Genomic DNA, 19,549 nt, shown 5'->3' on the forward strand with positions numbered 1-19,549 from the left:
CCTCAGCCCTGTGCCGTCCGTGCCTTGCCGGGTACGCGCATGGCCGCCATTTCGAGCATGTATTTCTCCGCCTCCACCATATGCTCGCGCATGATCTTGCGCGCCCGCTCGCCATTTCCAGCCTTGAGCGCGCGCATGAGCCTGACCTGATAGTTGAGCCCAGTTTCGCGCAAGGACGGGTTCGGCTTGCGATATATCTCGCGGCATTCGGTCATGTCGCGCAGGAGGCTCAAGAGGAAGATGCAGACGAAGCCCAGAAGCTCGTTGCCGGAGTGCCGCGCGAGTTCGGCATGAAAATCCAGCTCGGCGAGGCGCTGCTCGTATTCCTCCTCCGCCGTCTGAGGCTCCGCTTCATAAAGACGGATCGTCGCCTGCAGGGCGGAGAACCCTTCATCGGTGAGCTTGCCGGCGGCGCTTGCCGCCAGTTCCGGCTCCAGGAGCTTGCGAAGCTGGTAGATGTTGGCGATCGAGGGTTGCTTGAACAAGAAGAGATTGTCGAGGAGCTGAATGGCCTCCGCCGACGTCAGCGAGGAAATGAAGACACCGCCGCCCGGCCCCGTCTTGCTGGTGACGAGACCCTGGATTTCCAGGATCTTCATCGCTTCGCGCAAGGTGCCGCGCGAAGCCTTCATCGTCTCCGGAGACAGCCACTCCTGCGGCAGGCGATCGCCCGGCATGAGGCCACGCTCCACGACAAGCTCGCGAATCCGGTCGGCTATGATGTCCGGCCGTTTGCGCCGCCTGCCGGCAAGGGGCAGCAGCGCATCGCCCCCATCCAGCTCGTTTTGATTCGTCATTCTTCCTCCCCGCCATGCGGATGATAGCAAGCCGCAAGATGCGTGGCTTCCCCGGATTTCGCTTCCAGGGGAGGATGACTTTCCTTGCACTTGTGCGTCGCGTTCGGGCAGCGGGCGAAAAAGGCGCATCCCGGCGGCGGATTGTAGGGGTCGGGAAGTTCCGTGTTCGCATCTTCCGGGACCAGCGACTTGCGCCCGGGTGCTGGCGCCGACTGCAGCAGCAGATGCGTATAGGGATGCCGGGGGTTTGCAAAAACCTCGCGCGCCGGCCCGATTTCGGCGATCCGTCCGAAATACATGACCGCCACACGGTCGCTCACGCTTTCGACCACGGAAAGATCATGGCTGATGAAAACATAGGTGAGGCCGAAGCGGCTCTTGAGGCCGTCGAGGATATTGAGCACCTGCGCCTGAACCGAAACGTCCAGTGCCGAGACCGGCTCGTCCAGCACGATCACTTCCGGATCGGCGGCTAGCGCGCGGGCGATGCCGATGCGCTGCGCCTGGCCGCCCGAAATTTCATGCGGATAGCGGTCGAGAAATTCCGGCGCGAGGTTCACCGCCTCCATAAGCTCTTCAAGCCGCCTTTCCTGATCCTTCTTTCCGAGCCCGATCAGATGTACGAGCGGAGCCGTCAGGATCGTGCGGACCGTCTTTCGCGGATTGAGCGAGGAAACCGGATCCTGAAAGACGTATTGAACCTTCTTTGCAAGTGCGCGCGGATCGTTGCCCGCATCCGCCGCGATATCGCGCCCGTCGAGCGTGATGGAGCCTCCCGTGGGGCGATCGAGCCCGACGATGAGGCGCGCGAGCGTGGACTTGCCGCAGCCGGACTCGCCGACAACGCCTAGCGTCTCGCCCTTGCGAACCTCGAGCGAGATATCCTGCACCGCATGGACCGCAGGCTTGGGCATGCCGAATATCGTGCGCCCGCCGCCAAAGACACGCTCGGCACGATCGATCGTCAATAGCGCCGCCTCAGACATGCTCGCCCTCCTTTACCGGGTGGAGACAGCGCACGGAGCGGCCTTCGGCGATTTCCGTAACGGATATCGGAGCCGCCCGGCAATCGGCCTGCGCTTTCGGGCAGCGGTCTGCGAAGGCGCAGCCTTGCGGAAGGTTGTTGACCATCGGCGGGCGCCCCTCGATCGCATCGAGCCGGCGCTCCGGCTCGCCCAGAACGGGCACGCAGTCGATCAGCTTGGCGGTATAGGGATGGGCGGGACTGTTCAGGATTTCCTCGGTCGTTCCCGTTTCCACGACCTTGCCGGCATACATGACCGCGACCCGGTCGCAGATGGCCGAGACCACGCCGAAGTCATGGGTGATGAAAAGGATCGCGGCATTGCGTTCATGCCGGAGCGTGTTCATCAGCGAAAGAATCTGCGCCTGGACGGTGACGTCGAGCGCAGTCGTCGGCTCGTCGGCGATCATCACCTTGGCATCATTGGCGAGCGCCATGGCGATGCAAATTCGCTGGCGCATGCCGCCCGAAAGCTCATGCGGGTAAACCTTCAGCCGTTCCGCGGGATTGGGGATGCGCACAAGCTTGAGAAGATCCTCGGCGATCTTCCTCGCTTGCGATCTCGTGATCCTTCTGTGGGCGAGGATCGCCTCCGTCAGCTGATCGCCGATGGTGAAAAGCGGGTGCAGCGTCGAGAGCGGATCCTGGAAAACGTGGGAGACATCCGCCCCGCGAAGCTGCCTTATGCGTTCATCGCTCAAAGAGAAGAGATCCTCATCCCCAAGGAAGGCTGCACCGCCGACAATGCGCCCCGGCGGCGAAGGCACGAGCCCCATGATCGACATGGCGGAGACCGACTTGCCGGACCCGGATTCCCCCACAACGCCAAGGCACTCGCCTTGCGCCAAATGCAGGTCGACCCCGCCGGCGGCCTTGTAGACCGTACCGCCGAGATGAAACTCCGTCCGCAGGTCCTGAACGTCGAGGACCGCATCGCCACGCGGCTTCAGGCCCGAAGGAGCTTCCTTGCGGTCTATCGTCGTGCGCGCGACGGGCCTTGTCAGCACACCGGACTTCAGGCGCGGGTCCAGCACGTCGCGCACGCCGTCGCCGAAGAGATTGATGCTCATGACGAGCACCAGGATCATCAGGCCCGGAACGACGGAGACATGCGGCGCGGTGAAGAGGATCTTGCGCCCCTCGCCCAGCATGGAGCCGAGATCGGCCTGCGGCGGCTGCGCGCCGAGGCCAAGGAAGGAAAGCCCCGCCGTCTCGAGGATCATCCAGCCGATCGTCGTCGACATGGTGATGATGATTACGGGAAGAACGTTCGGCAGGACCTCGATAAAGAGGATCTGCACGTTCGACTTGCCCGAAAGCCGCGCGGCATCGACGAATTCGCGCCGGGAAAGGCCAAGGGTGATGCCGCGGATGTTGCGGGCAAAGAACGGGATGTTGACGACTGCGATCGCATAAAGCGCGTTGAGCAGCCCCGGTCCCAGCACGGCGACGATGGCAAGCGCAAGCAGGATGTAGGGAAAGGCCATGATCATGTCGATGCCGCGCATCAGCACGCTGTCGACGCGGCCTGCGGCATAGCCCGCGACGAGGCCAATGAGGGAACCGAAGAAGGCCGCGATCACGGTCGCCGAAAGGCCCACGGCCAGGCTGACCCGCGTGCCCCAGACGATACGCGAGAGAATGTCGCGGCCCAGCGCATCCGTGCCGAGGAAATGATCTGGCGAAAAGGGCGGCATGAGGCGGTTCGCAGGCGCCGTCACATCCGGATCGGCAAGCGGCAGGAACGGTGCCGCGAGCGCGACGAGGGCAACGGCGACAAGAACGATAAAACCGCCCGTCGCCAGCGAATTGTTGAGCAAGAGCCGGATGCTGTCCGGGCGGCGGGCGGTCGTGCGCGCCTTCGGCGCGCTGGATACGGCGGCCTCGGTCATCAGCGCAGCCTCGGATCAAGCATGGTCTGGACGACATCGGCCGCAAGGTTGAACAGCACATAGGCAGCGGCGACGAAGAGAACGCCGCCTTGAACCAGCAGAAGGTCGCGCGTGGAAATGGCCGTCACGAGCATCGAGCCGATGCCCGGCCACTGAAAGACGGTTTCGATATAGACCGCGCCCCCCATGACGAAGCCGGCCTGAATGCCGATCACCGGGATGACGTTGACGAGTGCCGCCTTGAACGCGTGCTTGGCGATCACCTTGCGCTCGGCAAGCCCCTTGGCGCGGGCGGTCCTTATATAGTCCTGGCGAAGCACCTCCAGCATGGAGGTACGCGTCAGCCGCGCGATCACGCCGGTGGCGACCACCGAAAGTGTCAGCGCCGGCAGCACGAGATGATGGATCAGGTCGGGCAGGTCCCCGCCTCCGTAGATTGCGAACATCCCGCTTGCCGGAAACAGCTGAAGCTTCACCGCAAAGGCGAGAATGAGAAGCAGACCGAGCCAGAAGGACGGCGTCGATATGCCGATGAGGACGAGGAAGGTAATAATCTTGTCCGTCCAGCCGAACTGGCGCACGGCAGATACCACACCGGCCAGCAGGCCGAAGATCGAGCAGAGCACGAGCGAGGTGCCGGCAAGGATCATGGTGGCCGAGAAACGCTCCACCACCTCGTCGAGAACGGGGCGGTTGAGCGAATAGGAACGCCCCATGTCGCCCTGCAGGAGATTGCCGAGCCAGATGAAATATTGCTGCGGCAGGCTCTTGTCGAGGCCGAGGTCGCGATTGAGTTTCTCGACGTTTTCAGGCGTCGCGTAGGAGCCGAGGATGGCGGTTGCCGTATCGCCGGGGATCATCGCCATGATGAGGAAGACGATGATCGTCAGCCCGAATAACACGGGGATCGCGGCAATCAGCCGCTTGAGAATATAGCCAGCCAAGGCTCAGGCTCCCGTGAAGGTCATTTAGATAGATGGTGCCTCCGGCAGAGCGATCTCCGCCGGAGGCCGATGTTACGATCGACGGTCTGGCATCAAGGCTTCGCGACTTTCTGAAGCATCAGGAAGAACGACGGCTGAAGCTTGAAGTTTTCGACCCGCGAGGAGGTGACCGCGTTCTGCTTCCAGTTGGCGACGAAAACCCAGGGCGCGTCCTCGTAGACAATTTCCTGCATCTGCTTGTAAAGCTTCGCGCGCTCCGCCTGATCGGTGACCTGACGAGCCTTGTTCAGAAGTTCGTCAACCTTCTCGTTGGCGTAATAGCCGGAGTTGAAGCCGCCCTTGTCGGGGAAAGCCTCGGACCTGAGCGCGAGGAAGGGAAGCGTGTCCGGATCGTTCGTCATCCACGCCATTTCGGCCATGTCGGCCTTGCCTTCCAGGCCCGGATTGACCTTGCCGAGGAAGGTGTTCCACTCGTAGGTCTCGATCTTCACCTTCATGCCCACTGCCTGAAGATCGGCCTGGATGGCCGTGCCCATGGCAACCGGGTCCAGCATGCCCGAACCGCCTTCTGTGACGTAGAAGGTTACTTCCTCGCCGTTGTAGCCGGCTTCCTTCAAGAGCGCCTTCGCCTTTTCCGGATCGTACGCATAGGGTTCGAGCGATTCGTTGTAGGCCCAGGCGAAGGCGGGCGGCGTCGGGCCGGAAGCGACTTCGGCCGTGCCCTGCAGAATGTTTTCGACGAGGGCCGTCTTGTTGATCGCGTAGTTCGCGGCCTGACGAACGGCCTTGTTGGCGAAGGGGCCGTCCTTGGTGTTCAGGATCAGGAACCAGACGTGCGGGCCGGCCTGTTCTTGCACGACGAAACGGTCGTCACCGCGGAACTGCTGCAGGCTGTCCGGCGGCACTTCCACCATCACGTCGAGACCGCCGGAAAGCATTTCGGCAATGCGTGTGTTCGCATCCGTGATCGGGCGGAAGATCACCGCCTCAAGCGGCGCAGCACCGTCCCAATAGGCCTCGTTGCGGGATACGACGACCTTGGCGTTCGCCTCCCACCCCTCGAACTTGTAGGCACCGGTGCCGACGGGATTGCGGCCGAAATCCTTGCCATGCTGCTTGACCGCCTCGGGCGAGACGATGAGACCCGTGGGATAGGCCAGGTTCGACAGGAAGGGCGCATAAGGCTCCGTCAGCTTGAACTCGACGGTGCTTTCGTCAACCGCCGTCACTTCGTCGACCGCGGAGAAGAAGAAGGAAAGCGGGAACGGACCCGTGTCGTGGAACGGGTGGTTCTCGTCCAGCATGCGGTCGAAATTGAACTTCACGGCTTCCGCGTTGAACGGCGTTCCGTCATGGAAGGTCACGCCGTCGCGCAGCTTGAACGTATAGGTCTTGCCATCCTCGGAAATTTCCCAGCTTTCGGCAAGCGACGGCTCCACCTCCAGCGTGCCGTCCTTGTAGCGCACCAGCCCGTCGTAGATGTTCACAAGGATGCGGAAATCGTTGACCGCGGTGACCGCGTGCGGGTCGAGCGATTTTGGCTCCGCGATCTGGCCCACGACCAGAACATTGGGCGGCGTCTGGGCCGCCGCCTGGAATGAGAATGTCATCCACACGGAGGCGATGACAGCAGCCAGCAGGCGTTTCATGGTTTTCTCCCTTGTCTCCCTGGTGAGGCAATTAATGAAAATAATTTGCGCAATAGCAAGTTTTTATCATAATCAATTTTAGGCGGGCGCGGCACGAAAAAAGGGCAACGCCCGGACAAGACATTGGAAATTCAGGTGGAATAATGCCCTCTCTTCGCCCGGCCATCGATGGCGCGCGCTTGCGCAAAACCCTCGACGGGATAAATGCGTTCGGTCACAACCCGCAAACCGGCGGCTATAACCGGCAAGGGTTTTCGGATGCGGATATGGCCGTCAGGCGCTGGTTCGAGGAGGAAGCGCGCACCGACGGCTTCAAGGTGCGCCGCGATGCGGCGGCGAATGTCTTCGTGCGCTACGGGCCGGCGGAAGGCCCTTGCGTAATGAGCGGATCGCATCTCGATACCGTTCCGGAAGGCGGCGCCTTCGATGGCGCGCTTGGGGTCGCAGTCGCATGGGAAGCCTTGCGCGCGATGCGCGATGCGGGCATCACCCCGGCAATAGCCGTCGAGGCCGTGGCGACGGCGGAAGAGGAAGGCCGCTTCGGCGGCATGCTCGGTTCGCAAGCCATCACCGGCAAAGTCACGCGCCAATGGATCGACCAGGCAACGGACGCCACTGGCGAAACTCTAGCCGCTGCGATGCGCGCACAGGGGCTGGACCCTTATGCGGTGCTCGATGCCGCAAGGCCTGCAGGAACCATCAAGGCCTTCGTGGAACTGCACATCGAACAGGGGCCCGTTCTGGAGGCGGGCGGCACGCCGATCGGCATCGCCCATTCCGTTTCGGGCGTAAGCTATATCGCGGCTCGCATGGAAGGTCGCGCCAACCATTCCGGCACGACGCCGATGGACATGCGTGCGGACGCCTTCAGGGGACTTGCCGATGTCGCGGCGGATATTCCGTCTCTGATCGAAACGATCGGCACCGACCAGTCCCGCATCACGATCGGGAAGGTCGACCTGGAACCCAACTTTCCGCACACGATACCGGGCATCGCGGAGTTCACCATCATCATTCGCGACACGGATGAGAGCATCATGCAGGCATTGACGGACGCCGTCAGGGCAAGCATCGAATCGGCAGCGAGACGCCATGGCCTTGGCCACACCGTCGAGACGAAAAGCTGGCTGGCCCCGGTGGCGCTCGACGGCCGACTTGAAAAACTGCTTGGCGAAGAGGCCAAGGCGCTTGGGCTTGCCGCGCAATCCATGCCATCGGGTGCCGGGCATGATGCACAGACCATGCAGTCGCTCTGCCCGTCGGCGCTGGTCTTCGTGCCGAGCCGAAACGGCATCAGCCACGCCCCGGAAGAATGGACCGACTGGGCGGATATCGAAAAGGGCGCACAACTGGTGCTGAACGCCCTTGTCCGGTTGAGCTGCGAGACGAACTGACGCGCCCCAGGCAACGCCTGTTCGAAACGCTGCGTCAGCCTTCAGCCGTTTCCATTTCTCCCGCCTTTTGGGCATCGACACGCCAGCGCCCGACGCCGTCTGCGCCCTTCCCCGCACGCGCGGCGATGCGCCGGCGCGGAACGGTTTCGCCAGTCACGGGATCGATCATGGCAAGAACCGGCCGGCGCCCCGTCTCAATGTCGTAGAGTTCCACGGGCGGCGCCCCTTTGCCGCTTGCATCCCACCTGTCGCCCCACTGCAGCAACGCGATATTTACGAGCCATAGATCCCTGCCCTTATCGCTCAGCACATATTCAAAGCGCGGCGGGCGCTCGTTATATTGCCTGCGCTCGACAAGGCCGTTTGCCTGAAGCGCTTTCAGCCGGTCGGAAAGGGTGTTCGGCGGAATGCCGGTCGATGCCTGGAATTCGTCATAGCGCGAAAGGCCGAGCGACAGGTCACGCAGGATGAGAAAGGCCCAGCGGTCGCCGATTGCCTCAAGCGCGCCGGCGATCGAGCAGGCCATTCCCTTGAAACTTTTTGATCGCATCTTTCACCTCGGAAAGCATCTGCCAAACGCACGGAACAGATCCATCGATCCTTTCACACGCACCTTTCGCAGGATGATGGCCGGCACCATCTTATACTCTCGGTTGAGAATTTTCACCCAAGTGTCGGAATCCGCGAAAACCCGTACGTCAGCCTCACCAAGATGGCCGTTTTTCACGTCGATCGTCCCGTCCTTGACCGTGATCGTCGCTTCGACCTTCTCCTTTCCGGAAAACGTCCAGTGATAGACCGCTGAAAGCCCTTTCGAGCGGCCACGCTGAAATGTGATCGGCAGATAGGCAAGGAACGTCCGCACGTTACCGATCCTTGTCGATCGGCGCACATGTTTCGCCGTTTTGCCCGGAAAGCGCCGCTCGACATGCTTTTCCGCATCCGAACCGGGAAGCACGTAAACCGTTTCCAATTTCTCCGTCAGCGGCTTGACGATCTCCTCGACGTAACCGGGGCGATCCTGAAGAAAGGGATTGGCAACCTCCTCGCCGGCGGGGCAAACGGCGATGCAATAGGCCGCCTTGTAGCCAGGCTTGAAGGAGAGCGACTGCCAGAGCGAAGCCGTCTCGCCATCAGTGAAGCGCTCCCGGTACTGCTTCATGGATTTGGAATCCACGACAGCATCCACCCAGTCCGTGAAATTTCCCAGAAAATCCCGGTAGTTATGGGTGTAGCAGTTCAGGAAGTCGAACTTGCCGTCGGGACTTATCGCGCCGACGGGACACGCGGCAACGCACAACCGGCATTCGAGACAGGGGTTGTATTCGATCGGATGGTCGTAGGCATCGACCTCGGCTTCGATGAGGATCGTCCCCAGAAGCACGAAACTGCCGAACTTCGGATGAATGACGCTGCGGTGAAGGCCGATGTGGCCGAGGCCTGCTTCCACCGCGACGGGCTTATGCGCGACGAGCCAGCCGCGGCCGGGAAGCTGAACTTCCATCGGGAAGGCGGCAACGGCATTGCAGGCCGAAACGCCCGCCTCGTCCAGCGCGCGGACGATCGCCCGCGCCGTCTCGTTCACGTCATCATAGACGGCGTGGAATTCCTGGTTGGCGACGGAACGCGCAGGGGCTCGCACCGGCTCCCGGTTCATGCGCACCATGAAAGAAAGCAGCGTCTTCGCCTTCGGGAACACCTGCTGGATGTAGGGTTCCTGATCGGCGATCGCCTCGCGCCCCACCTCGACAAGACCTACGTCATCCGCCCCGTGCTCAAGCGCAAGCGCCTTCAGCCATTCCGCCTTGACCGCACGCACCGGCTGCGCGGGTGGCGCCTCTTGAAGCTTCAGGATCGTTGGATGCTGTTTTGCGGCCATGTCGCGTCTCCAGTAACTATTATTATAATAGTTACATGCCAATACACATTCACGCAAGCGCTTGCGCGCGGTTGCGCCGGGCTTGAGAATGCCGCGAACGCCGATGCGCCCTTGCCGGGAACGGGCGGCTTCGGGATCTTCTGCCTGAATTTGCCTGGTCGAATTGCAGTACGGATTCACCAGGCCTTCGAGCTCCGCGAGACCTTCAGCCGCACAGCGATATTTACGCCGTCGCCATAAATGCCTACCTCGCCGCGTATCCCGTGCCGAATACCTATCGGGAGTTGCGCCGTGTCGGCGACGGACGGAGCCTTCGCCAGCAGCCCGTCTTCCGTCAGCTTGACGACATGGCATCCTTCGCGCTCAATCGCAGGGTCAGGTCCATCGCGGAATAAAAGCAAAGTCCGAGTTACCGGTTCGACGCCCCTCGTTCGGCGGAAGATGATGACGATGTCGATCAGCGACTACCGACGAAAGCGAGATCTCGCCAAAAGCGGCGAGCCGCGAGGTTCGTCTGGATCGTCGGGTAAAAACCCGATTTTCGTGATCCAGAAGCACGATGCAAGCACGCTGCACTATGACTTCCGCCTGGAGGTGAATGGCGTCCTCAAAAGCTGGGCGGTGCCCAAGGGGCCGTCGACCGACCCATCTGAAAAGCGGCTGGCGATCGAGACCGAAGACCACCCGCTGGAGTACGCCGAATTCGAGGGCACCATCCCCAAGGAGGAATACGGCGGCGGCACCGTGCTGATCTGGGACCGCGGCACCTACGAGAACATCACCCGCAAGGACGGCGACCGCAGGCCGATGGACGAGGCGCTGGCCAGCGGTCATGCGCTTTTCCGGCTGAAAGGCGAAAAGCTTGCGGGCGGATATGCGCTCCAGCGCATCGATGACGACAAGGGGCACTGGCTTCTGGTGAAGATGGATGACGATGAGGCCGACGCCCGCCGCAACCCGGTTTCCACCGAGCCCGAATCCGTCGTCAGCGGCCGGACGCTCGAGGAAATCGCCGATGGCAAAAAGGATAGCTCATGACGGCGAAAGACTTTCCGGCAAAGGCTATCGAGGGCGCGGAGGCCGCGGCTCACCCCGAATGGCGCGCGCCCATGCTTGCGGTTCTGACGGAGGAAAGGTTTTCGAAACCCGACTGGATCTTCGAGCGAAAATTCGACGGAGAACGCATCCTCGTCTTCCGGGAAGGTGAAAATATCCGCCTCCTGACGAGAAACCGCAAGGATGTCTCCGCCACCTATCCCGACCTGGCCGAAGCCCTCACACGTCAGCCCGCGCAGGACTTCGTCGCCGACGGCGAAGTCGTGGCCTTCGAGGGAAAAGTGACGAGCTTCGCGCGCCTCCAGAAGCGCATGCAGATCAAGAATCCGGCGGACGCTCGCGCTTCCGGTATTCCCGTCTTTTTCTACCTGTTCGACCTCCTGCATATCAGTGGGCGTAACGTTGAAGGCCTGCCGCTGCGACGACGCAAACACCTGCTGAAACAGGCCTTGCACTTCCACGACCCGCTTCGCTATACGCCGCACCGGAACGAGGCGGGCGAAAAGTATTTCCGGATGGCCTGCGAGAAAGGCTGGGAAGGAGTGATCGCGAAGCGCGCGGATGCGCCTTACCGCCACGGGCGCTCGCACGACTGGCTGAAGTTCAAATGCGCCAAAGGACAGGAACTTGTCATCGGCGGCTTCACGCCGCCCAAGGGCAAGCGCACCGGATTCGGCGCCCTGCTGCTCGGCTACTATGAGGATGGCATGCTGCGCTACGCCGGCAAGGTCGGCACCGGCTTCGACGATGCCTTCCTTGAAGAATTTCATGAACGCCTTGAAGAGCGGCGGCGCGACACCTCGCCTTTCAAGCCCGCACCCGGCGAAGCCGGCGCCATGTGGGTCCGGCCGGACCTTGTCGCGGAAATCGGTTTCACCGAATGGACGGATCACGGCAAGCTGCGCCACCCCCGCTTTCTGGGATTGCGGAGGGACAAGGCGGCCGAAGATGTGGTCAGGGAGAGACCATCTTGACCGCCAAGGCCTACGAGCTCGACGGACACAGCGTCGAGGTTTCGAACCCCGACAAGGTGCTGTTTCCCGAAGACGGGATCACGAAGAGCGGTCTCGCCGACTATTACGCCCGCATCGCGAAGATCGCCCTGCCGCATTACCGCGACCGTCCGCTGACGATGCAGCGCTTTCCCGACGGGATCGCGGAGGATGGCTTCTTCCAGAAGCATGCGCCCGAATATTTCCCGGACTGGATCGACCGCGCGGAGATAGCCAAGGAAGACGGAACGGTGCGTCATGTGCTGGCGCATTCCGCCGCCGCGCTGGTATATCTGGCGGATCAGGGCTGTATCACACCGCATCTCGGCGTGGCCCGCGCGGACCGGCCCGAGCGGCCTGACCGGCTTGTCTTCGACCTCGATCCCCCGGACGACGATTTTTCCAGGGTTCAGGAGGTAGCGGGCGCCATTCGAGACAGGCTCGACGCGGGAAAGATCACGAGTTTCGTTCAGACCACGGGATCGCGCGGCCTCCATATTGTGGTCGCACTACGCCGGACGGCCGGATTCGACCCGCTGAGGCGGTTCATGCGAGGCTTCGCCGAAAGCGTGGCACGGGCCCTTCCCGATCTCGCCACGACGCAACAGCGAAAGGCGCAACGCGGCGACCGGGTTTTGATCGACACGTTCCGCACAGCCTACGGCCAGACATTCGTGGCACCCTATGCGGTGCGCGCAAGGCCGGGCGCACCCGTGGCGACGCCTGTGGAGTGGGACGAAGCGCTTTCAGCGGACATGTCGCCGCGAAAATATAACCTCAAGACCATCTTCCGCCGGCTCGGCCAGACAGAAGACCCCTGGCACGACATAGACGATCACGCGGTCGACGCCCGCAGCCTTGCAGGCTAGCCGTAGCGTGACATCACGCGAACTCGGAAACGGCGTAGCACTACCGATTCATATTGCGTGAATTCACATTGCGGAAAATTCCCATCCGGATATCCGCTATCCATCCTCGTTCCGGCTTTTCGGCGCAGATGACACCTTGCACAACGTTTGACAAGTTGTCGCGTGCCCGTGCAGGGCTCTGCCCGGTCCGCCGGAAGAGGCGTTCCCTTTCAAGGTCCTGCAATGCCGAGATCAGCGGTTTCCACCGCATCTTTTCGGGACGCAGCGAATGAAGGTTCTTTAAACCGGCAACTTGCCGGCAGGAATGCGTTTTCGGGAAAATGGCGGAGAGAGAGGGATTCGAACCCTCGGAACGCTTGCGCGCTCAACGGTTTTCGAGACCGCCCCGTTCGACCACTCCGGCACCTCTCCGCATTGGGCTGTACTTGGCCTCAGGTGGCGCGGAACATAGCCAAGCGGATTGCACTTAACAAGGGGGGTGGCAACGGTTTTCCGCAGGGGTGGAAAAGCCCCGCCGAAGTGCGAATTCATCCACTGCCAAACGATGGCGCTTGCTTAGTGCGGACCTCCCGCAAACGGGGGGCGGTACGCGGCGCTGAAAGCGCATCACGGCACGATCGAGCGATGATGGCAGCAACTCTAACGAAATTGGCACGATATGCCGCCCTCATCGATTGACTTTGCCACGCCAATCCGTATAGTCCACGCGCTTCGTTGAGGGAACGGTTCCTTCCACGTCGTAATCCGAGGCTCTCCAACCCTTCGTCGATGCAGACGCGCCCGCCTTTGCGGGGGTCTTGCATTTGAGGGGCATCCCGGCCGCAAACCGCGGCGCGGCAAGAACGCCCGGGCAGAAAAACAGGCCCGGTACCGACAAGTCCCGGCCCGCGCGAAATCGAAGCGCGGCAAGGGCGCCGAAGGATACGAACGAAGCCGGTCCGGCAATCCGCCGGGCAAGCGGAAAAACGAAAAGAAGGACGTGCGAGACATGTTCGCAGTGATCAAGACCGGCGGCAAGCAATACACCGTTGCCGCAGACGACCTCCTGAAGGTCGAGAAGATGCCGGCGGAAGCCGGCGATTCCGTCGTTTTCGACGAAGTCCTCATGGTCGGCAACGGCGCTGACACCACGATCGGTTCCCCGACCGTCGACGGCGCGACCGTCGTCGCTGAAGTCGTGGAACAGGGACGCAACCGCAAGATCATCGTCTTCAAGAAGCGTCGTCGCCAGAATTCGCGCCGCCGCAACGGCCATCGCCAGGCTTTCACGCTCGTCAAGATCACCGACATCCTGACGGACGGCGCCAAGCCGGCGGCCAAGGCCAAGGCGAAGAAGGCCGAGCCGAAAAAGGCCGAGGCCGAGAAGGAAGACAAGAAGCCGGCTGCGGCGAAGGAAGAGAAGGCAGAGGCCGAACTTCCGGTCCTCTTCACCGCGCCGGAAGGCGAAAAGGACGATCTGAAGAAGATCGGCGGCGTCGGACCGGTTCTCGAAGGCAAGCTGAACGCGCTCGGCATCACGACCTATGCGCAGATCGCCGCCTTCACGGCCGATGACATCGCCCGCGTCGACGAGGCCCTGAGCTTCAAGGGCCGCATCGAGCGCGAAAACTGGATCGATCAGGCCAAGGAGCTGGCAGGCAAGTAATTGCTTGCGCCCTTGAGAGCCTGAACTGAAGAAATCGGACGAGGAGTTTCGTCATGGCACATAAAAAAGCAGGTGGTTCGTCCCGCAACGGCCGCGATTCCGCAGGCCGCCGCCTCGGCGTCAAGAAATACGGCGGCGAGCACGTGATTCCGGGCAACATCATCGCCCGCCAGCGCGGCACGAAGTGGCATCCGGGAACGGGCGTCGGCATGGGCAAGGATCACACGATCTTCGCCACGGTGGAGGGCAAGGTGGCCTTCCAGCAGAAAACGAATGGCCGAATCTTTATCAACGTACTCCCGGTAATGGCAGCCGCGGAGTAACGCCGACGTGTCCTTTGAAACCGCCGGCGTCTCATCGACCCGGACGGTTTTGAAAACCGGCGCGATCCAGAGAGATCAAGGGGAGATGGGACGCCATCTCCCCTTTTTCTTTTAGCCATCCGCCGGGAGGACAAAATGGTTGCCGATCTGAAGGAAGACAGTGAGGAAAGAAGTCCGGATGCGGCCTTGACGCCGCAGGAAACCGGGCGCCTGTGCCTTGACATGCCGCGCAACGACGATCTCGCCGATATCGTCTATCTGGCCAACAACCGGAAGATCGCCTCGATGCTGGCGACCATGCCGCATCCCTTTGGCCTCGACGACGCGCGCGAAATGGTGGCGCGTTCGCAGAGCAACGGTCCGCGGTGGGCAAAATTCGCCGTCAGGCTGAAATCGACCGGCCGTTTCATCGGAGCCGCCGGCTTCGGCGCGTTCGAGGAGACGGGGGAGTACCACCTCGGCTATTGGATCGGCGAGCCGTTCCAGGGCAAGGGATATGCGACGGAAGCAGCCCAAACGCTGATCGATCACGTTTTCACTAAAACGCCGGTTTCCCGGCTTGAAGGCGCGATCCGGATCGTCAACCCAAGCTCGCGTCGGGTTCTGGTGAAATGCGGCTTCCAGTATCGCGACCAGAGCATGATCCAGTCGCGGGCAGCGGGCGGCGCCGTCTCGGTCGAGCGTTTCTACCTGGAACGCAGCACCTGGGAAGCCCTGAAGAAGTGGGCTCGCGCATCGTGAGGTTGCCGGAACTCATGGCCCGTGACCTCGTTTTGCGCCCCCCTTCCGAAGTGGATGCCGAGGCGATAGAACGCCTTGGCAGGCGCGACCTCGAGGTCGCCCGATCCAGGAAGATGGCTGAGAAGATTGGCTTCATCTCCATGAGCCGGTGTAGAAGATATTCGAAGGCCCGAGACGAAGTGATCTGGAAACTTACGACGCGCCTTGAAGGCAATGAATTTGATAAGAGATATGCATCATGACGGATATTTTAAGGACTGCGCGATTGACCCTGCGCACCCCGGACGAGAGCGATATCGACCGGTTGGTGGAACTGGCAGGTGACTTCGAAGTGTCGAAGATGCTGGCCGTCGTGCCGCACCCTTACGAGCGGCGCCACGCCGTCGAATGGCTTGCGCACATCCGAGCGACCGACGGAAAGGACGAGCAGGCTTTCGCGATCGACGACAGAACCGGCCTCATCGGCGCCGTATCGTTTGGGAAGTTGCGGGAGACACCCCGGATCGGCTATTGGCTTGGCCGGCCTTTCTGGGGCCGGGGCTATATGAGCGAAGCGGCGCATGCGGCACTGACTTGGCTGTTTTCGAGCTTCGACACGGACGCGGTGGAAGCGGAGGCCATGACGGAAAATCCGGCCTCTTTAGCAGTGCTGCGCAAACTCGGCTTTGAAGAGACGGCCAGCGGAAGCTGCGCCTCGCAAGCCAGGGGCGGCGCGATGCCTTCGCTCGTGCTTCGCCTTGAACGAAACACCTTCCTGACGACGACGCAAGAAGCGACCGAGCGGGAAACGGAAAAAGAGCTGGTGGAATGAAGTTTCTCGATCAGGCGAAAATCTATGTGCGTTCCGGCGACGGCGGTGCCGGATGCGTTTCCTTTCGCCGTGAGAAATATATCGAGTTCGGCGGACCGGACGGCGGCGACGGCGGGCGCGGCGGCGATGTGTGGGTCGAATGCGTCGAGGGGCTGAATACCCTGATCGACTATCGCTACCATCAGCACTTCAAGGCGAATACCGGCACGCATGGCATGGGCCGCAACCGCACAGGGGGCAAGGGCGAGGACGTGGTCTTGCGCGTTCCCGTCGGCACCGAAATCCTGGAAGAGGACAACGAAACGCCGATCGCGGACCTGACGACGCCCGGCCAGCGTTTCCTGCTTTTGAAGGGCGGCAATGGCGGTTTCGGCAATTCGCATTTCAAATCCTCGACGAACCAGGCGCCGCGCCATGCCAATCCCGGGCTTTCCGGCGAGGAAAAATGGATCTGGCTCAGGCTGAAACTCATCGCCGATGCTGGCCTTGTGGGGCTTCCCAATGCCGGAAAATCCACCTTTCTTGCCGCTGTTTCCGCCGCCAAACCGAAGATCGCCGATTATCCTTTCACCACGCTGCACCCCAATCTCGGCGTCGTGGAGATCGACGGGCGGGGCTTCGTTCTGGCCGACATTCCGGGCCTCATAGAAGGCGCGCATGACGGTGTGGGGTTAGGTGACCGTTTTCTCGGTCATGTGGAGCGCACGCGCGTGCTCCTGCATCTCGTCGACGGAACGGACGAAGACCCGGGGCACGCCTACAAGGTCGTGCGCGGCGAACTGGAGGCCTATGGCCACGGGCTGACAGACAAGCCGGAAATCGTCGCCCTATCCAAGGCCGACGCGCTGACGCCGGAAGTCCGGGAGGAAAAGGCTAAGGCGCTGGAAGCAGCCTGCGGGCAGAAGCCCGTCGTGCTTTCCTCCGCCAGCCGCGAGAACATCGACCGGACGTTGCGCATGATGGTCCGCGCGATCGACCGCGACAAGGAGGTGGAGGCAAATCAGGTTCCCTCCAAATCCGAAGAGCCCTGGCGGCCTTGAGGCGTGACGGCATGACCACGACCGCCACTCCCATGCATCTTGCCGATTTCAGGCGCATCGTCGTGAAGATCGGCTCGTCGCTTCTGGTCGACAACGGCCGTCTCAAGCGCGAATGGCTGGAATCCCTTGCCGACGATCTTCAAGAGCTGTCCCGGGGAGGCGCCGAAATCGTCGTCGTTTCGTCCGGTTCCATCGCACTCGGGCGAGGCGTCCTCCGCCTGCCCAAGGGGCCGCTGAAACTTGAACAGGCCCAGGCGGCGGCCTCCGTCGGGCAGATTTCGCTGTCGCGCGCCTATTCCGAAAGCCTCGGCACACGCGGGATGACGGCCGGCCAGATCCTGCTCACCCTGGGCGATACGGAAGAACGACGGCGCTACCTCAACGCGCGCGAAACCATTTCGACGCTTTTGAAATTCGGCGCAATCCCGATCGTAAACGAGAACGACACCGTGGCGACTTCGGAAATCCGCTACGGCGACAACGACCGGCTTGCCGCGCGCGTCGCAACGATGGTGAGTGCCGAGTGCCTCGTGCTGCTGTCCGATGTCGACGGGCTTTACACCGCCCCGCCGGCAAGCGACCCGGATGCATTGTTCATTCCCGTCGTACCGGTCGTCACCGAAGAAATCGAAGCCATGGCGGGCTCCGCCGGGTCCGAACTGTCGCGCGGCGGCATGAAGACGAAGATCGAGGCCGCCAAGATCGCCACCTCGGCGGGCACGGTGATGGCGATTGCGAGCGGTAAACGCCTGAACCCTTTGACCGCGATCGACAATGATGCCCGCGCGACATGGTTTCTCGCCTCCTCCACCCCCGGTTCGGCCCGCAAGGCCTGGATCGGAGGGCATCTGGAGACACGCGGCACGCTACACCTCGATGCAGGTGCCGTACGTGCTCTTTTGGGCGGCAAGAGCCTGCTGCCGGCTGGTGTGAAAGCGATTGACGGCGATTTTTCGCGGGGCGACGCCGTGCGCCTCATGGATGATGCGGGACGTCTCATCGGGCGCGGGCTCGTTGCCTATGACTTTCCGGAAGCAAGCCTGATCCTGGGCCGCAACAGCCGCGAGATCGAGACGATCCTGGGCTATGCCGGTCGCGCGGAGATGATCCACCGGGACGATCTGGTGCTTGACGGCGCGGCCGCGGAAAGAAACATGTAAGCCATAAAAGAACGATACGAGAATTTTGCGGGATGAAAGCGATGTTGCAGGAAGCGGTGGCCGGTGAGGCCGATATCGAAGAGCTGATGCTGGAAATGGGCGCCAATGCGCGCGCGGCCGCACGAAAGCTCGCGACGGCGCCAACCGCGGCCAAGAATGCGGCACTCAAGGCCATGGCGGAAAGCCTGCGCGTCCGCACGCCCGAAATTCTTTCCGCCAACGCGCAGGACATCGCCGCGATGAAGGCGAACGGCCAGACATCGGCCTATCTCGACCGCGGCACGCTCAGCGTAGAGCGGATCGAGGCGATAGCCGCAAGCCTGGAGGCGATCGCCGAACTCGACGATCCGGTCGGCAAGGTCGTCGATTCCTGGGATCGCCCGAACGGACTGAAAATCGAGCGGGTCAGAACCCCGCTCGGCGTGATCGGCATCATCTACGAAAGCCGTCCGAACGTAACGGCCGATGCAGGCGCGCTTTGCCTGAAAGCCGGAAACGCCGCCATTTTGCGCGGCGGGTCGGACACCATACGCTCCAACATGGCCATTCACGCAAGCCTTGTGGAAGGGCTGAAGGCCGCGGGCCTGCCGGAGACGGCGATCCAGTTCGTGCCCGTTACAGATCGCGCGGCTGTGGGCGAACTGCTGAAAGGCCTGAGCGGGCAGGTCGACGTGATCGTGCCGCGCGGCGGACGGAGCCTTGTCGAGCGCGTGCAGACCGAAGCCCGGGTGCCGGTATTCGCGCATCTTGAGGGAATCTGCCATCTTTTCGTCGACCGGTCCGCGGATGTGGGCATGGCGGTGGATGTGGTGACCAACGCCAAGATGCGGCGCACGGGCATATGCGGCGCGCTGGAAACGCTGCTCGTCGACCGCGCGGTTGCCGATACCCATCTGGTGCCGATCCTGCGCGCGCTGGAGCAAAAGGGCTGCGAAATTCGCGGCGAGGAGAAAGTAAAAACGTACTTTCCGGACGCCAAACCGGCCGAAGAAAAAGACTGGCATAGCGAATATCTCGACGCGATCCTGTCGGTGAAGATCGTGGACGGTATCGACGAGGCGATCGATCATATCGAGACCTACGGGTCGCATCACACCGACGGCATCATCGCCGAGGATCCAGCCGCCGTGGAGAAGTTTTTCAACGAAGTCGATTCCGCGATCCTCGTTCACAACGCCTCGACGCAGTTCGCCGACGGCGGCGAATTCGGCATGGGCGCGGAGATCGGCATCGCAACGGGGCGGATGCATGCGCGCGGCCCCGTCGGACTGGAACAGCTGACGAGCTTCAAGTACCAGGTGCGCGGCTCCGGCCAGACGCGGCCGTGACGGGC

At 62.1% G+C, this 19,549-nt stretch carries 19 protein-coding genes and 1 tRNA gene; 12 read left to right on the forward strand and 8 right to left on the reverse strand.

What is annotated here, in order from left to right:
* Positions 1-2: 2 nt before the first annotated feature.
* The 5 genes from GR183_RS17260 to GR183_RS17280 all read right to left on the reverse strand — a co-directional run bounded on the left by GR183_RS17260 (position 3) and on the right by GR183_RS17280 (position 6,306).
* Positions 3-797 carry a FadR/GntR family transcriptional regulator gene (locus GR183_RS17260; RefSeq protein ID WP_160776921.1) on the reverse strand — a complete coding sequence of 265 codons (795 nt, stop codon included), beginning with the start codon at positions 795-797 and terminating at the stop codon, positions 3-5.
* Positions 794-1,783 (reverse strand): ABC transporter ATP-binding protein, encoded by a 990-nt coding sequence (locus tag GR183_RS17265; protein WP_160776922.1) that lies wholly within the window; start codon positions 1,781-1,783, stop codon positions 794-796. The genes GR183_RS17260 and GR183_RS17265 overlap by 4 nt, the downstream gene beginning before the upstream one ends.
* Positions 1,776-3,713 (reverse strand): dipeptide/oligopeptide/nickel ABC transporter permease/ATP-binding protein, encoded by a 1,938-nt coding sequence (locus GR183_RS17270; RefSeq protein ID WP_160776923.1) that lies wholly within the window; start codon positions 3,711-3,713, stop codon positions 1,776-1,778. Before GR183_RS17270 ends, GR183_RS17265 begins: the two co-directional genes overlap by 8 nt.
* Positions 3,713-4,657 carry an ABC transporter permease gene (locus GR183_RS17275; protein WP_160776924.1) on the reverse strand — a complete coding sequence of 315 codons (945 nt, stop codon included), beginning with the start codon at positions 4,655-4,657 and terminating at the stop codon, positions 3,713-3,715. The genes GR183_RS17270 and GR183_RS17275 overlap by 1 nt, the downstream gene beginning before the upstream one ends.
* A gap of 92 nt (positions 4,658-4,749) precedes the next feature.
* Positions 4,750-6,306 carry an ABC transporter substrate-binding protein gene (locus tag GR183_RS17280; protein WP_160776925.1) on the reverse strand — a complete coding sequence of 519 codons (1,557 nt, stop codon included), beginning with the start codon at positions 6,304-6,306 and terminating at the stop codon, positions 4,750-4,752.
* A gap of 143 nt (positions 6,307-6,449) precedes the next feature.
* Here GR183_RS17280 and GR183_RS17285 point away from each other — a divergent pair, with 143 nt between their 5' ends.
* A complete protein-coding gene (locus tag GR183_RS17285; RefSeq protein ID WP_160776926.1) occupies positions 6,450-7,700 on the forward strand; it encodes a Zn-dependent hydrolase in 1,251 nt (416 codons plus the stop codon).
* A 34-nt stretch (positions 7,701-7,734) separates the two neighbouring features.
* Here the strand turns inward: GR183_RS17285 and GR183_RS17290 are convergent, their stop codons facing one another.
* Together GR183_RS17290 and GR183_RS17295 are read right to left on the reverse strand one after the other, a co-directional pair.
* Complete coding sequence (locus tag GR183_RS17290) at positions 7,735-8,250, reverse strand: winged helix-turn-helix transcriptional regulator (protein ID WP_160776927.1); 516 nt, start codon at positions 8,248-8,250, stop codon at positions 7,735-7,737.
* 3 nt (positions 8,251-8,253) lie between these two features.
* Complete coding sequence (locus GR183_RS17295; protein WP_160776928.1) at positions 8,254-9,579, reverse strand: SCP2 sterol-binding domain-containing protein; 1,326 nt, start codon at positions 9,577-9,579, stop codon at positions 8,254-8,256.
* A gap of 263 nt (positions 9,580-9,842) precedes the next feature.
* On the opposite strand from GR183_RS17295, the gene GR183_RS22210 reads away from it, so the two are divergent.
* From GR183_RS22210 to ligD (GR183_RS17310), 4 genes are read left to right on the forward strand one after another with little or no spacing between them, the layout of a single operon-like run.
* The gene (locus tag GR183_RS22210) at positions 9,843-9,974 is read left to right on the forward strand and encodes a hypothetical protein (RefSeq protein ID WP_260513919.1); all 132 of its coding nucleotides are present in this window, start codon (positions 9,843-9,845) and stop codon (positions 9,972-9,974) included.
* Positions 9,975-10,023: 49 nt separating this feature from the next.
* Positions 10,024-10,617, forward strand: a complete 594-nt coding sequence (locus GR183_RS17300; protein WP_202396169.1) for a DNA polymerase ligase N-terminal domain-containing protein — start codon at positions 10,024-10,026, stop codon at positions 10,615-10,617.
* Positions 10,614-11,609, forward strand: a complete 996-nt coding sequence (ligD, locus tag GR183_RS17305; RefSeq protein WP_160776929.1) for a non-homologous end-joining DNA ligase — start codon at positions 10,614-10,616, stop codon at positions 11,607-11,609. Before GR183_RS17300 ends, ligD (GR183_RS17305) begins: the two co-directional genes overlap by 4 nt.
* Positions 11,606-12,496: a non-homologous end-joining DNA ligase gene (ligD, locus tag GR183_RS17310; protein WP_208999897.1), complete on the forward strand. Its 891-nt coding sequence runs from the start codon at positions 11,606-11,608 to the stop codon at positions 12,494-12,496. The genes ligD (GR183_RS17305) and ligD (GR183_RS17310) overlap by 4 nt, the downstream gene beginning before the upstream one ends.
* Before the next feature lie 321 nt (positions 12,497-12,817).
* Here the strand turns inward: ligD (GR183_RS17310) and GR183_RS17315 are convergent.
* Positions 12,818-12,907: transfer RNA gene (locus GR183_RS17315), tRNA-Ser, on the reverse strand.
* A 577-nt stretch (positions 12,908-13,484) separates the two neighbouring features.
* Here GR183_RS17315 and GR183_RS17320 point away from each other — a divergent pair.
* From GR183_RS17320 to GR183_RS17350, 7 genes are all read left to right on the forward strand, one after another.
* Positions 13,485-14,141 (forward strand): 50S ribosomal protein L21, encoded by a 657-nt coding sequence (locus GR183_RS17320; protein ID WP_160776931.1) that lies wholly within the window; start codon positions 13,485-13,487, stop codon positions 14,139-14,141.
* A gap of 53 nt (positions 14,142-14,194) precedes the next feature.
* Complete coding sequence (gene rpmA / locus GR183_RS17325) at positions 14,195-14,464, forward strand: 50S ribosomal protein L27 (RefSeq protein ID WP_160776932.1); 270 nt, start codon at positions 14,195-14,197, stop codon at positions 14,462-14,464.
* Positions 14,465-14,599: 135 nt separating this feature from the next.
* The gene (locus tag GR183_RS17330) at positions 14,600-15,205 is read left to right on the forward strand and encodes a GNAT family N-acetyltransferase (RefSeq protein ID WP_160776933.1); all 606 of its coding nucleotides are present in this window, start codon (positions 14,600-14,602) and stop codon (positions 15,203-15,205) included.
* Positions 15,206-15,470: 265 nt separating this feature from the next.
* Positions 15,471-16,016: a GNAT family N-acetyltransferase gene (locus GR183_RS17335; RefSeq protein ID WP_208999898.1), complete on the forward strand. Its 546-nt coding sequence runs from the start codon at positions 15,471-15,473 to the stop codon at positions 16,014-16,016.
* Positions 16,013-17,056: a GTPase ObgE gene (obgE, locus tag GR183_RS17340; protein ID WP_160776935.1), complete on the forward strand. Its 1,044-nt coding sequence runs from the start codon at positions 16,013-16,015 to the stop codon at positions 17,054-17,056. The genes GR183_RS17335 and obgE overlap by 4 nt, the downstream gene beginning before the upstream one ends.
* An 11-nt stretch (positions 17,057-17,067) precedes the next feature.
* Positions 17,068-18,216: a glutamate 5-kinase gene (gene proB / locus GR183_RS17345; protein WP_208999899.1), complete on the forward strand. Its 1,149-nt coding sequence runs from the start codon at positions 17,068-17,070 to the stop codon at positions 18,214-18,216.
* A 41-nt stretch (positions 18,217-18,257) separates the two neighbouring features.
* Positions 18,258-19,544: a glutamate-5-semialdehyde dehydrogenase gene (locus GR183_RS17350; protein ID WP_160776936.1), complete on the forward strand. Its 1,287-nt coding sequence runs from the start codon at positions 18,258-18,260 to the stop codon at positions 19,542-19,544.
* Positions 19,545-19,549 lie beyond the last annotated feature (5 nt).

The organism is Stappia sediminis, from assembly GCF_009826895.1.
GTDB lineage: Bacteria > Pseudomonadota > Alphaproteobacteria > Rhizobiales > Stappiaceae > Hongsoonwoonella > Hongsoonwoonella sediminis.